Origin of the sequence: Halomonas sp. PAMB 3232, from assembly GCF_031954225.1 — a bacterium.
Classification (GTDB): Bacteria; Pseudomonadota; Gammaproteobacteria; order Pseudomonadales; family Halomonadaceae; genus Vreelandella.
On record NZ_CP134865.1, the window covers coordinates 1213999 to 1228090 of the forward strand.

Consider the following 14092-nt stretch of genomic DNA (forward strand, 5'->3'; position numbering starts at 1 on the left):
CGCTAGCCGGCCGGTGGGTTGAAGATGGCGCTAACGATAAGCGGCCTGAATGACCGGCCAGGCCGGTTCGCCGTCTTTGGTGGTGACATCGGCCAGCATCGCCTCGACGCGTTCGGGATGCTCGGTGATCCACTGCCGCGCGACCTCGTCGAGTTCGCCTTCGTCGCGCCCGAAGGCCTGAATCATCCAGCTCTGCTCGTCGGCGCTGAAGGTGAACTGTTCGAAAAAGCCGACCAGGTTCGGATGAGCATTGGCGTAGTCGCCGCGCAGCACTGTGAGCACCTCGCTTTCACCGTTGTTCTCGCCGAAGAGGTCGTTCGGGTCGTCGAGATAGCGCATCGGAAGCTCGAGATTCATCCAGTGCGGCGTCCAGCCGACCCAGACCACGTCCTGCTCACGGGCGATCGCATCCTGCGCCGCGCTGAGCATGCCGACCTCGCTGGTATCACGCAGGCGCCAGTCGCCGAAGCCGCTCACGTCGTCATCGATCGCCGCCTGCAGTATTTCACTCGCCGCCGAGCCCGCGCCGAAGCCGAGAATTTCGCCGTTGAAGGCGTCACGGTGCTCGGTCAGATCACTGAAGCTTTGAATGCCGCGCTCATACGTGTATTCGGGAACCGCCAGCGTCATCTGCGCGCCGTCGACGTTGTTGGCGACATCGACCAGCGTGCCGTCATCGCGCCGGGGGGTGAACATGGCGCGCTGGGCGGGCAGCCACACGCCCAAAAACGCGTCCACATCGCCGCTTTCGATACCCTGATACACCACCTGCAGGCCGAGCTCGTGCGCCTGGGTGTCGTAGCCGAGCCGGTTGAGAAGCTGCTCGGCGATCTCGGTTTTGACCGTGATACCGGGCCAGGCGGGCACGCCGAAATCGAGCGTATCGTCATCGGCCACTGCCTGGGGCGCCGTGCTCAAGGCGATGCCTGTCATCAGTAGCGGGGCGGCCAGGCGAGTGTTGGGCAACTTTTTTCTCATGGGGTCTCCTGTCGTTTTTTTAGGATTTAGCGCTTTTATTTTGGCGTAATTTCTGTGCCGCGCTTAAGGTGAGTGACGTTTCCAGGATAGACAGGGAAGCCGAGTCGGTCGAGCCAGCCGTTTCACAACCGGCGCGATAAATAGTCAAAAGCGGCGCAGTATCGGCGAAAAGGCGCAAACTGCTTGCCATTTTGGTGCAGGCGTGAAGAATGAGCCGGCTAATTGCGTCATATCTCGTCATAACAAGGGTACAGGTTTATGGATTTTTCTCTTCCGTCACTTTTGACCGGCCTGGTCGATCGTGGCAACGGCCTACTGTGGGGCAGCGTGCTGATCTATCTGCTGATCGGTGCCGGTCTCTACTTCACCGTGCGCACCGGCGCGATCCAGGTGCGCTATTTTGGCCACATGTTCAAACTGCTGCGCGGCTCGCGTCAGGCCAACGGCGGCATTTCATCGTTTCAGGCGCTTTCGACCAGTCTGGCCGCCAGGGTCGGCACCGGTAATCTGGCCGGGGTGGCGGTGGCCATCTACTACGGCGGCCCCGGCGCGATCTTCTGGATGTGGATGACGGCGATCGTCGGCATGTCGACCAGCTTCATCGAGTCGACGCTGGCCCAGGCCTACAAGGTCGATCACGGCGACAACACCTTTCGCGGCGGCCCGGCGCGCTACATCGAGCGCGGCCTGGGGCTTCGCTGGCTGGCGGTGCTGTTCTCGATCTGTCTGATCATCGCCTTTGGCCTGGCCTTCAACAGCGTTCAGGCCAACTCCATCGCCCAGGCCATGGAGCAGGCCTTCGCCATCCCGACCTGGATCATGGGGCTGGTATTGATGGTGATCGTCGCGCCGATCATCTTTGGCGGTTTGAAGTCGATCGCGAAGGTGGCGGAGCTGGTCGTGCCGCTGATGGCGCTGCTCTACCTGATTCTGGCGCTGGTGGTGATCGCGCTGAACATTTCCGAGCTTCCGGCGGCGTTCATGACGATCATTCGCGGTGCTTTCGGCCTCGAGCAGGCCGCCGGGGGTGTCGCGGGCTATGCGATCTCCCAGGCGATCATGAACGGCATTCAGCGCGGGCTCTTCTCCAACGAAGCGGGCATGGGCTCGGCACCGAACGCCGCCGCCACCGCCAGCACCCGCCCGGATCACCCGGCAGCTCAGGGTTTCATTCAGATGCTCGGGGTGTTTTTGGATACGCTGGTGATCTGCACCGCGACCGCGGCGATCATCATCATGTCCGGCCCGGAGCTTCTCTCGGGTAGCGAAACCAACGGCATCCAGCTGACCCAGATGGCGCTTTCAAGCCATGTGGGTGACTGGGGCAGCATCTTCGTCGCCGTGGGCATTCTCCTGTTTGCGTTCACCTCGGTGATCGCCAACTACTCTTATGGCGAGTCGAACATCGAGTACCTGGCTGGCGGGCGCGCGCCGCTGGCGATCATGATTTACCGTTTGGCGGTGCTGGGCATGATCATGGTGGGCTCGGTCGCGAGTCTGGGGGCGATCTGGAATTTCGCCGATCTCTCCATGGGCACCATGGCGATCATCAACCTGATCGCGATTTTGATGCTTTCGCCCATCGCCTTTGCGCTGTTTCGCGATTACGAAACCCAGCTCAAGGCAGGGGTGGAGCCGGTGTTCAGACCCCGCGAGTTCCCCAAACTCGCGCACAAGGTCGACCCCAACGCCTGGCCGGACCGCGACTGATTCCCGGTCAAGCGCCATTAGCAAACCCCGCCCTTACCGGCGGGGTTTTTTGTTTCATTCGTTTTTATCGATTTAGTGCCGCGAAAGGATGCGCTTCACATTGCAGAAATTCGATTTAAAATGGCGCGATTCATCATCCGCACAAGAGAGCTTTGTCATGAGCACCCGCGTTTTACTCGTTACCTCCTCCATTCTGGGCGAACATGGCCAGTCCAATGCGCTGGCCGAGCACTTCAAGACCCAGGCCGAGGCGCGCGAAGGCGTCGAGGTAAGCGTGCGCGACGTGGTGAAGTACCCGCTGCCGCACCTGGCGCTCGACGAACTCGGTGCCTGGCAGACCCCGGTGAATGAGCGCAGCGACGAGCAGATGCGCCTGGCGGCCATCTCCGACAAAATGCTTTTCGAGCTTCGTGAAAGCGATGTGATCGTGCTGGCGGTGCCGATGTACAATCTGGGTGTGCCGAGCCAGCTCAAGGCGTGGTTCGACCGCGTACTGCGTGCCGGCGAAACCTTCCGCTACACGGAAAACGGCCCGCAGGGGCTCATCGAAGGCAAGCGCGCGATCATTCTGGCCGCCCGCGGTGGTATGTACGCCGGCACCGAGATGGACAGTCAGACCCCGCACCTGAAAAGCATGCTGGGGCTGATGGGCCTCACGGATGTGAACGCGATCTACGCCGAAGGGCTCAACATGGGTGACGACCGGCGCGAAAGCGCGCTCAAGGAAGCGTGTCAGGCCATCGATCAGCAGGTGGCCGCGCTTTAAAACGATTTACCGACGACGGGGTGGCCCATGCGTGCAGCGCTTCTGGAGCAGATCTACACCATCGTGGCCCAGATTCCCGAAGGGCGAGTGACCACCTACGGGCGTATTGCGAAAATGACCGAAGGCGCCACGGCGCGCTCGGTCGGCTCCGCCATGCGCCATCTTCCCGAGGGTCATGAGCTGCCCTGGCACCGGGTGATCTCGGCAAGCCTTGCCTTGGCCGATCACAGCGGTGCGGCCCGCCAGCATGAAAAGCTGCGCGCCGAAGGGGTTGCCTTCGATGAAAAGGGGCGGGTGCCGCGTCATCTGGTGTGGCCGGACAACCCTTGAGCGCACCTCTTGAGCACACCATAAAAAACGCCGCCCAACCGGGCGGCGTTTTTTTATTCACCATTCACGAATCGCTATTGACCAATCCTCAGTCGTCCAGATTGGCGCCGGACTTCCAGGACCAGTCGCGCCAGCGCAGGTCGAACAGATCCTTGCGGCGGTCCTTGAGGTTGGTCACCGAGCCTTCGGCGCGCACCACCGTGAGCCGCGTCAAATCCAGGTCCGAGAAGAAGATCATCTCGGTGTTGGGCGTGGTTTCCGCCAGCACCGCGTCGTGGGGGAAGGCGAAGTCCGAGGGCGTGAACACCGCCGATTGGGCGTACTGGATGTCCAGATTCTCGATCGACGGCAGGTTACCGACGCTTCCGCACAGCACCACGTAGCACTCGTTTTCGATCGCCCGGGCCTGGCCGCAGTGGCGCACGCGCAGGTAGCCGTTCTTGGTGTCGGTCCAGAACGGTACGAACAGAATGTCCATGTCCTGGTCGGCGAGTAGCCGGCCAAGCTCCGGAAACTCGACGTCGTAGCAGATCAGGATCCCCACGCGCCCGGCGTCGGTGTCGAACACCTGCAGGTCGTCGCCGCCTTCGATCACCCAGTCGCGGCGCTCCTGCGGGGTGATATGAAGCTTCGCCTGGCGCTGGATCTCGCCGTCGCGGTGGAACAGGTAGGCGATGTTGTAGAGCCGGCCGTCCTCGCCTTCCTCGATCATCGAGCCGCCTACGATGTTGATGTTGTAGGAGACCGCCATGCGCGACAGCTCGCTCTTGAAGCGGTCGGTGAAGCTTGCCAGAAAGCGGATCGCGGCCATCTGATCCTGCTGGGCGGCACGGTCCTGCAGGCCCATCAGGGGCGTGGTGAAAAGCTCCGGGAAGACGGCAAAGTCGCTCTGGTAATCCGACAGCGCATCGACGAAGTACTCGATCTGCTGAAGGGCGGCTTCCACCGAGGAGAACTCCCGCATCTGCCACTGCACCGCGCCGACGCGTACCTGGGTGGGGCGGGTATCGAGCACGCTGTCGGCGGGCTCGAACAGAATGTTGTTCCACTCCAAGAGCGTCGCGTAGCCGCGTGAATGGGCGTCCTCCGGCAGGTACTTACGCAAAAGCCGCTTGACCTGAAAGTCGTTGGCCAGCTGGAACGACAAGATCGGGTCGTAGATCTCCTTGCGCGAGACCTTGTCGATGTACTGAGCCGGCGTCAGCTCGTCGGCGTACTGGTGATACTCCGGAATGCGCCCGCCGGCGAGAATCGCGCGCAGGTTGTGCGAGCGGCAGAGCTCCTTGCGCGCCTCGTAAAGGCGCCGGCCCAGCCGGTAGCCGCGATAATCCGGATGAATCAGCACGTCGAGGCCATACATCGCGTCACCTTCCTCATCGTTGAGGATGACTTCGCGATGGCCGATCAAATCGTCGTAGCGGTGGGGGTTGGAGAATTCGTCGTAATCTACCTGAACGGTAAGCGCCACGCCCACCAGCACGCCGTCGTCCTCGATGGCGATCTGACCGTCGGGGAAGGCCTGGATCAGCTTGTCGATGGTGTGCTTGGGCCAGGCGCCGCCGATATCGTGATAAACCGCGTCCATCAGCGTTTTCAGCTGGTCGTAGTCGTCGCTCGTCAGATTGCGAAGATTGAGATGCAGCTCTTCAAGGGACATAGTCGTGGGTACCCACCGTTGATAAAGACGTGGAAAAGAGTGTGACTAGTGTATCACTGCTGCGCGCTGCGGGCCTTTTTGCCGGCCATACCCACCAGCGGGCGGGTGAGCGTCTGCGCCATGATCACCCCGGCCAGAATCAGTAGACCGCCGTACAGGTGAAAGCCTGCAATCCGCTCGCCCAGAAACGCCATGGCGATCAGCGCGCTGAAAAGCGGCATCAGGTTGATGAAGATGCTCGCCTGGTTGGCGCCGATCTGGCGTACCGCACGCATCCACAAAAACGTGGTGATGATCGAGGCGGGAATGCCGGCGTAGAGAATCAGCCAGACGTTCTGACCGTCGATCGGCGTCATCGGCCCCAGAAGATAGGGCGGCAGCAAGAACAGCACCGCAAAGCAGACCTGAGCGTAAAGCATCACCCAGGGGGGCAGGTTCATCTGCCAGCGCTTGAGCATCACCCCGTAAAGGGCGTAGCAGATCGCGGCGATCACCATCAGCGCGTCGCCAAAGGCGACCTCGAGCTTCAAAAGCGACAGCGGGTTGCCCTGGCCGAGCAGAATGCTCACGCCGACAAACGCCAACAGCCCGCCGATCACCCCGCCAAGCGTGGGCGGCTCGCGCAGAATCAGCGCGCTCAAAAGCACCGTCAAAAGCGGCACCATGGCGGCGAGAATCCCCATGTTGGTGGCGGTGGTGGTTTCCGCCGCCACGTAGCCAAGGCCCTGCCAAAGCCCCATGCCGAGTAGCCCGAGCGTTGCCAGTTTCGGCCAGTGGCGACGAATTTCCGGCAGGTGCTTGAGCGTGGCCGGTAGCACCAGCGGCGTCATCACCAAAAGCGCCAGAAACCAGCGCAAGAAGGCGATGCTGCTCGGCGCGATGGTGCCAACGGTGAGCTGGTTGATGGTCATGTTGCCCGACCAGATCAACACCGTGGCCAGCGGGGCGAGGAAGTAAATCAACGGCATAGCGGGTTCCTTGTTCGTTAGCCGGTTAATGTGACGCGCTTTTAGCGTGTGGGCAAGGGGGTGTAAAACCAAACCCCTTGCGCCGCCACCGGGCGCTGGCGCTGTACGGCGGCCGGCCAATGTCATACGCTTGTTTGAATATCGCTTGAAAGGCGCAGCAAAATCCCTCGCTACGATTTCAACGACGATGTCAGCAACGATTCCAATAACGATTCCAGCAACGCCGAGAGACCGTGATGACAAAGCCGTCCGCCTATCCGCACCTGTTCACGCCCATAACGCTTGGCCCCTTGACGCTACCCAACCGCGTGCTGATGGGCTCGATGCACACCAATCTCGAGGAGACCCGCGGCGGCTTCGCCCGGTTGGCGGCGTTCTACGCCGAGCGGGCGAGGGCTGGGGTGAGCCTGATCGTGACCGGCGGCATCGCGCCCAACCCGGAAGGTGCGGTGTTCGAAGGCGCCAGTGCTCTGACCGACGAGGCGCAGCTTTCTGAGCATCGCCAGGTGGTAGAGGCCGTGCACGCCGAGGGCGGGCATCTGTGCATGCAGATTCTGCACGCCGGGCGCTACGCCTACTCGCCCGTGCTGGTCGCGCCCTCGGCGCTGCAGGCGCCGATCAACCCGCACGCTCCAAGAGCGCTGGAGACCCACGAGGTCGAGCAGCAGATCGACGACTACGTGCGCTGCGCACGGCTCGCGCAACAAGCGGGCTATGACGGCGTCGAGGTGATGGGCTCGGAAGGGTATCTGATCAATCAGTTCATCTGCCGGCGCACCAATCAGCGCGATGACGAGTGGGGCGGGGATTTTCAGGCGCGCATCCGCTTTCCGGTGGAGATCGTAACGCGCATTCGCGAGGCGGTGGGCGAGCGCTTTCTACTCATCTTCCGGCTTTCCATGATCGACCTGGTCGAAGAGGGCAGCAGCTGGGAGGAGGTCGTCGCACTTGGCCAGGCGATCGAGGCGGCCGGGGCCGATGTGATCAACACCGGCATCGGCTGGCATGAGGCGCGCGTACCCACCATCGTCACCAGCGTGCCGCGCGCCGCCTTCACCGAGGTGACCCGGCGGATCCGCTCGGCGGTTTCGATTCCGCTGATCACCACCAACCGCATCAACATGCCGGAAGTGGCCGAGCGCGTGCTGGCCGAGGGCCATGCCGATATGGTCTCGATGGCGCGCCCGTTTCTCGCCGACCCGGCCTGGGTGCAAAAGGCCGCCCGGGGCGCGAGCGATGAGATCAATACCTGCATCGCCTGCAACCAGGCGTGTCTGGATCACACCTTCGCCGGCAAGCTGACGTCGTGTCTGGTCAACCCGCGGGCGTGCCACGAAACAGAGTTCAGCCTCGCGCCCGCCGACACCTCCCGACGCGTGGCGGTGGTCGGCGGCGGCCCGGCGGGGCTTGCCACGGCGGTGGCGGCGGCCGGCCGTGGCCACGCGGTGACGCTGTTCGAGCGCCAGGGCGAGCTTGGCGGGCAGTTCAACTACGCGCGCAGGATTCCCGGCAAGGAGGAATTCGATGAAACGCTGCGCTATTTCCACGTCATGCTGGATAAATACGCCGTGGAGGTGCGCCTGAACGTCGAGGCCACCGCCGAGGCGCTTGCCGATTTCGACGTGGTGGTGATTGCCACCGGCGTGACGCCGCGCACGCTGGAGCTGCCCGGCGCAGATCATTCGAGCGTGCTGAGCTACGCCGATGCGATCGAGCACCCGGACCTGGTCGGGCCCGAGGTGGCGGTGATTGGCGCCGGCGGCATCGGCTTCGATGTCTCCGAGCTTCTGTCCCACGTCGGGCACCCGGCGCTCGATGTAGACGTTTGGTGCCAGGAGTGGGGTGTGGACCTGGCGGTCGGCGAACGCGGCGGGCTCACGGCACCCAACCCGCCGGTGCCGGCCCGGCGTATCACCATGCTTCAGCGTAAACGCTCGAAGCCCGGCAAGGGCCTTGGCAAGACTACCGGCTGGGTGCACCGCGCCGCACTCAAGGCGCGTGGGGTGAAAACCCTCGTTGGCTGCGAGTATCTGCGTATCGATGATGACGGGCTGCACATTCGCCAAAACGGCGAAGAACAGGTGCTGAAAGTGGACAGCATCGTGGTCTGCGCCGGGCAGGAGTCGGTGCGCGATCTCGTCACACCGCTTGAAAGCGCCGGGGGCGAGGTGTACGTGATCGGCGGCGCCGATGAGGCCTCCGAGCTCGATGCCAAGCGGGCGATCGACCAGGGCATGCGCCTGGCGGCGACGCTTTAGGCGGGCGTTTAGAGCCCGTATGACGCCTGTATCGAATTAGCGTTAGACTGAGACGCTCTTGCCCGCGGCGCATATCCCCCGCTGCGGGCGCTTTCGTAACGCATCCGGCGCGGGGCGAGTGGCACCCAGCTCGCCCCGCGTCCGTCAGCATAAGGACCCAACCGCCATGCCCTCGGAGTGCACCCCCCGGTTTCTCGCCAGCGACAACACCTCGGGTATCTGCCCGGAAGCGATGCAGTACCTGATGAAGGCCAACGATAGTGACGATCTGGCCTACGGCAACGACACCTGGACCGCGCGCGCGGCGGACCGCTTTCGCGAAATGTTCGATTTCGACTGCGACGTGTTCTTCGTGTTCAACGGAACCGCCGCCAATTCGCTGGCGCTTTCCGCCATGGGGCGCAGCTACCATAGCGTGATCTGTCACGAGCTCGCCCATATCGAAACCGACGAGTGCGGCGGCCCGGAGTTTTTCTCCAACGGCGCCAAGCTTTTGACCTCGCCCGGCGCCAACGGCAAGCTCACCCCGGAAGGCATCGAGGCGCTGGTCACCAAACGTTCCGATATTCATTACCCCAAGCCCAAGGTTGTCTCGCTCACCCAGGCCACCGAGGTAGGTACGGTGTATTCGCGCGAGGAGCTGTTGGCCATTCGCGCGGTAGCGGACAAGTATGATCTTCGCCTGCACATGGACGGTGCGCGCTTTGCCAACGCCTGTGCAAGCCTGGGTGCAAGCCCCGCGGAGCTGACCTGGCAGGTCGGCGTGGACGCGCTCTGCTTTTCCGGCACCAAAAACGGGCTGGCCTTCGGCGAGGCGATTTTGTTCTTCAACCGCGAACTCGCTGAAGACTTCTCCTATCGCTGCAAGCAGGCCGGCCAGCTCGCCTCCAAGATGCGCTACGTCTCCGCCCCCTGGCTTGGGCTTTTGGAAAGCGGCGCCTGGCTGACCAACGCCCAGCACGCCAACGCCATGGCGCGCTATCTCTCGGAGGGCTTGCAGCAGCTTCCCGACGTATCGTTGATGTTTCCCACCCAGGCCAACAGCGTGTTCGTCGAGCTTCCCGCCCACGTGGTCGAGACATTAAGAGCCCGCGGCTGGACGTTCTATACCTTCATCGGCGCCGGCGGGGCGCGCTTTGTGTGCGCCTGGAATACCACCGTCGAGCTTCTGGACCAGCTTCTGGCCGATGTCAGCGAGGCAATGGGCTCACGCTAGAAACGCGCGCGCCGCACGTGAGAGTGCGGCGCGCTGTGCAGGCAAGGCGGGATCAGGGCGAGATTTGCTGGCTCGCGCTGGTAAAGCCCATTAGCGACAGATTCAGATCCAGCCGCTGGCCGTCCGGTGCGATGGCGCTGACGGTCGCGGTAGAGCCGCTGCGAAGCTGCTGCAGAAGGCTCGCTTCCAGCGGCAGATCCGCCCGGCAACCCTGCTCCTGGCAGAACTGGTAGGGAAAGCCCACCGGCTCGTTGCTATCGACCTGAAGCTGCATGCCCGGCGCCAGGTTGACGCCCAGCGGCATGACGAAGGCCATGACCGCCATGCCCTGGGCCTGGGGCGGGTAGCCCACCATGGCGCGCATCAGCGGCTCGTTGCTGTCCGGATTGTTGACGATCTGGTTCATGGTGCAGCTTTGCTGGCCGGTGTTGCCGGCGGGGCAGCGCACTTCCCAATCCTGAAAGCGTTGGGTGTCGACGTTCGGGGCGCTCTGTTGCGCCTGAACCGTTGAAGCGGCGGTGACCGCCATCAGGGGGAGTAAAGCGGTAATCAGCGCGCGACGAATCGGCATACGTTCATATCTCCGGGTATTGGAAAAGTGAGTGTTGGAAAAGCAGATGTTGGGAAAGCCAGTGTTGTAAAAGCCTGGGTGGAAAGCAAGCGTGTCAACGCTCAAATAGCCGCCTGCCGCCAGATCCTTTGTTTGTGCTCCCCATTCGAACATGAGCCGCGCCCTGGGTTCCAGTACCGCGTTCGAGGGGCTTGCGAAACATCCTGTTTCCAACCCGAAATTCACGCTAGCGTTGAAGTTTTTATCACTCTTTTTCGATTAATGCTGTCTACGCTAATAGAGCGATACCTCGTTTGGTGCACCGCGTTGACAGGGTGGTTGAGCGGTATACCTGAGGCTGGGCCACAGGAGAGTTCAATGAGCATCTTTGATCACGTTCAAGACCGATTCGCCCGTATTCAGCAAGAAGAGTTGACCCTCGAGGAGTATCTCGCCCTTTGTAAACGTGACCCGAAGGTCTACGCCAGCGCCGCCGAGCGGATGCTCGAGGCGATCGGCGAGCCCGAGGTGATCGATACCGCCAAGGACCCGCGTCTTTCGCGCATTTTTTCCAACAAGGTGATTCGCCGCTACCCGGCATTTACCGAATTTCACGGTATGGAAGATGCCATCGAGCAAATCGTGGCCTACTTCCGTCACGCCGCCCAGGGCCTTGAAGAGCGCAAACAGATTCTCTATTTGCTGGGCCCGGTCGGCGGCGGCAAGTCGTCGCTTGCCGAGCGTTTGAAGCTCTTGATGGAGCGCATTCCCTTTTACGCGATCAAGGATTCGCCGGTGCAGGAGTCGCCGCTGGGGCTTTTCTCGCCGGAAGAGGATGGCGAGCTTCTGGAGCAGGAGTACGGTATCCCAAGGCGCTATCTAAAAAGCGTGATGTCGCCCTGGGCGGCCAAACGGTTAAAGGAGAACGGCGGCGATATCTCGCAATTTCGCGTAGTGCGCCTGTATCCGTCGCGACTCAATCAGATCGCGATCTCCAAGACCGAACCGGGCGACGAGAACAACCAGGACATTTCATCGCTGGTGGGCAAGGTCGATATTCGTAAACTCGAGCTCTTCTCCCAGGACGACCCGGACGCCTACAGCTTCTCCGGCGGGCTTTGCCGCGCCAACCAGGGGCTGATGGAGTTCGTCGAGATGTTCAAGGCGCCGATCAAGGTGCTCCATCCGCTTTTGACCGCGACCCAGGAGGGCAACTACAACCCCACCGAAGGCATGGGCGCGATCCCTTTCGATGGCGTGATTCTTGCCCACTCGAACGAGTCCGAGTGGCAGGCATTTCGCAACAACCGTAACAACGAGGCGTTTCTCGACCGCGTCTACATCGTCAAGGTGCCGTACTGCCTACGCGTTTCCGAAGAGATCAGCATCTATCAAAAACTTCTCGAGGAGTCCTCGCTCAACCAGGCACCCTGCGCGCCGGATACGCTGCGCATGCTGGCGCAGTTCACCACGCTTTCACGGCTCAAGGTGCCGGAAAACTCCAGCGTCTACTCCAAGATGCGCGTCTACGACGGCGAAAACCTGAAGGATACCGACCCGAGGGCGAAGTCGATCCAGGAGTATCGCGATGCCGCCGGGGTGGACGAGGGCATGCAGGGGCTTTCGACCCGCTTCGCCTTCAAGATCCTGTCGAAAGTGTTCAACTTCGACAGCACCGAGGTCGCCGCCAACCCGGTGCACCTTCTGTACGTGCTGGAGCAGGCGCTGGAGCGCGAACAGCTTCCCGCCGAGGTGTTCGAGCGCTATATCGGGTTCATCAAGGAGTTTCTGGCGCCGCGCTACGTCGAGTTCATCGGCAAGGAGATCCAGACCGCTTATCTGGAGTCCTACAGCGAATACGGCCAGAACATTTTCGACCGCTACGTGACCTACGCCGACTTCTGGATTCAGGACCAGGAGTACCGCGACCCGGAAACCGGCGAGCTCTTGAATCGCCAGTCGCTCAACGAGGAGCTCGAAAAGATCGAGAAGCCTGCGGGTATCTCCAACCCGAAGGATTTTCGCCACGAGGTGGTCAACTTCGTGCTGCGCGCGCGCGCCCAGAACAACGGCATGAACCCAAGCTGGCAGTCCTACGAAAAGCTTCGAGGCGTGATCGAGCACAAGATGTTCGCCAACACCGAGGAGCTTTTGCCGGTGATCTCCTTCAACGCCAAGGCGTCGAAATCGGATCAGAAAAAGCACGAGGACTTCGTCGAGCGCATGGTCGAACGCGGCTATACCGAGAAACAGGTGCGCCTGCTGTCGGAGTGGTACCTGCGCGTACGTAAATCCCAGTAGCGCTGGTTTTACTGGCTCGGGTTTCAGTCGCCCTTGTTCAAGGAGGTCGCATGACCTACTTCATTGATCGCCGGCCCAACGCGAAGCACAAAAGCGCGGTCAATCGGCAGCGTTTTCTCGAGCGTTATCGCCACCACATCAAGCGCTCGGTGGAGGAGGCGGTCAACCGCCGCTCGATCACCGACATGCAGCGCGGCGAGAGCGTGTCCATTCCGACTCGCGATATTTCCGAGCCGGTTTTTCAGCACGGCCCGGGCGGGAAGCGAAGCATCGTCTCGCCCGGCAACAAGGAGTTTCTCGAAGGCGACCGAATCCGCCGTCCGCCCGGCGGCGGTGGAGGCGGTGGGGCGGGTGAAGGCAAGGCGAGCAATCAGGGCCAGGGCGACGATGAGTTCGCCTTTACCCTGAGCCGCGAGGAGTTTCTGGAGTTCGTGTTCGACGGGCTGGAGCTTCCGCACCTGCAGCGCAAACCGCTCAAGACCATGGAGGAAATTAAAATGGTGCGCGCCGGGCTTGCCCGTGACGGCGTGCCGTCGCGCATGAGCGTTACCCGCTCGATGCGTGAGGCTTACGCCCGGCGCATTGCCATGCGCGCGCCGATCAAGCGCGCGCTGATGGAGGCGCAGCTGGCGCTGGCCGAGGAGCTCGGCAAGGATTCGATTTTGCGAAACCCGGCGCGCATCGCTGAGCTCGAGGCGGAAATCAAGCGTCTTGAAAAGCGCATCGAGTCGGTGCCGTTCATCGATACCGTGGATCTTCGCTATCATCAGCTCGCCCCGGAGCCCCAGCCCTCGAGTCAGGCGGTGATTTTCTGCGTCATGGACGTCTCCGGCTCGATGACCCAGAACCACAAGGATATCGCCAAGCGCTTTTTTTTGCTGTTGTACCTGTTTTTGGAGAAGCACTACGAGAAAGTGGAGCTCGTTTTCGTGCGCCACCACACCGCCGCCCGCGAGGTCAGCGAGGAGGAGTTCTTTTACTCCAGGGAAACCGGCGGCACGATCGTTTCGAGCGCGTTGAAACTCGTTCACGGTATCGTCGAGAAGCGCTACCCGGCGAGTCAATGGAATCTCTACGTCGCCCAGGCCTCTGACGGCGACAACTGGGACGACGACTCCTCGATCTGCCGCGATCTCTTGATCAAGGAGCTGATGCCGAATCTTCAATACTTCGCCTACGTGGAGATTACCCCGCACGAGCACCAGTCGCTCTGGCACGAGTATGAAACCGTGGCCAAACGGTTTTCCGAGCGTTTCGCGATGCGCCAGATTTTCGAAGCCGGCGATATCTACCCGGTGTTTCGTGAGTTGTTCAAACGCCGGCTGACCACGTCGCCCTGACCCGATCCTGTTTTTCGA

General features: G+C 61.8%; 11 protein-coding genes. 7 read left to right on the plus strand and 4 right to left on the minus strand.

What is annotated here, in order from left to right:
- Positions 1–30 precede the first annotated feature (30 nt).
- Positions 31–978 carry an ABC transporter substrate-binding protein gene (locus RN346_RS05650; protein ID WP_263584585.1) on the minus strand — a complete coding sequence of 316 codons (948 nt, stop codon included), beginning with the start codon at positions 976–978 and terminating at the stop codon, positions 31–33.
- A gap of 258 nt (positions 979–1236) precedes the next feature.
- Here RN346_RS05650 and RN346_RS05655 point away from each other — a divergent pair, with 258 nt between their 5' ends.
- The 3 genes from RN346_RS05655 (at position 1237) to RN346_RS05665 (ending at position 3784) form a co-directional block, all read left to right on the plus strand.
- On the plus strand, positions 1237–2688 hold the full coding sequence (locus RN346_RS05655; RefSeq protein WP_311962410.1) for a sodium:alanine symporter family protein: 1452 nt from the start codon (positions 1237–1239) through the stop codon (positions 2686–2688).
- Positions 2689–2845: 157 nt separating this feature from the next.
- Positions 2846–3454 carry an NAD(P)H-dependent oxidoreductase gene (locus RN346_RS05660; RefSeq protein WP_311962411.1) on the plus strand — a complete coding sequence of 203 codons (609 nt, stop codon included), beginning with the start codon at positions 2846–2848 and terminating at the stop codon, positions 3452–3454.
- A 27-nt stretch (positions 3455–3481) separates the two neighbouring features.
- Entirely contained in the window at positions 3482–3784 is a 303-nt protein-coding gene (locus RN346_RS05665) for an MGMT family protein (protein ID WP_311962412.1), read from the plus strand.
- Positions 3785–3872: 88 nt separating this feature from the next.
- Here the strand turns inward: RN346_RS05665 and RN346_RS05670 are convergent, their stop codons facing one another.
- Both RN346_RS05670 and RN346_RS05675 read right to left on the minus strand, forming a co-directional pair.
- A complete protein-coding gene (locus RN346_RS05670) occupies positions 3873–5441 on the minus strand; it encodes a bifunctional GNAT family N-acetyltransferase/carbon-nitrogen hydrolase family protein (RefSeq protein ID WP_311962413.1) in 1569 nt (522 codons plus the stop codon).
- Positions 5442–5494: 53 nt separating this feature from the next.
- A complete protein-coding gene (locus RN346_RS05675; RefSeq protein WP_263584581.1) occupies positions 5495–6409 on the minus strand; it encodes a DMT family transporter in 915 nt (304 codons plus the stop codon).
- A gap of 236 nt (positions 6410–6645) precedes the next feature.
- Between RN346_RS05675 and RN346_RS05680 the strand changes: the two genes are divergently transcribed.
- A complete protein-coding gene (locus tag RN346_RS05680) occupies positions 6646–8667 on the plus strand; it encodes an NADPH-dependent 2,4-dienoyl-CoA reductase (RefSeq protein WP_311962414.1) in 2022 nt (673 codons plus the stop codon).
- 166 nt (positions 8668–8833) lie between these two features.
- A complete protein-coding gene (locus RN346_RS05685; RefSeq protein WP_263584579.1) occupies positions 8834–9883 on the plus strand; it encodes a low specificity L-threonine aldolase in 1050 nt (349 codons plus the stop codon).
- 52 nt (positions 9884–9935) lie between these two features.
- Here RN346_RS05685 and RN346_RS05690 read toward each other — a convergent pair whose 3' ends face one another.
- The gene (locus RN346_RS05690; protein WP_311960472.1) at positions 9936–10454 is read right to left on the minus strand and encodes an invasion associated locus B family protein; all 519 of its coding nucleotides are present in this window, start codon (positions 10452–10454) and stop codon (positions 9936–9938) included.
- Positions 10455–10811: 357 nt separating this feature from the next.
- Between RN346_RS05690 and RN346_RS05695 the strand changes: the two genes are divergently transcribed.
- On the plus strand, positions 10812–12734 hold the full coding sequence (locus tag RN346_RS05695; RefSeq protein WP_311962415.1) for a PrkA family serine protein kinase: 1923 nt from the start codon (positions 10812–10814) through the stop codon (positions 12732–12734).
- A gap of 50 nt (positions 12735–12784) precedes the next feature.
- Positions 12785–14074, plus strand: coding sequence for a YeaH/YhbH family protein (locus RN346_RS05700; protein WP_263584576.1), 1290 nt, complete (start codon positions 12785–12787; stop codon positions 14072–14074).
- Positions 14075–14092: the final 18 nt, after the last annotated feature.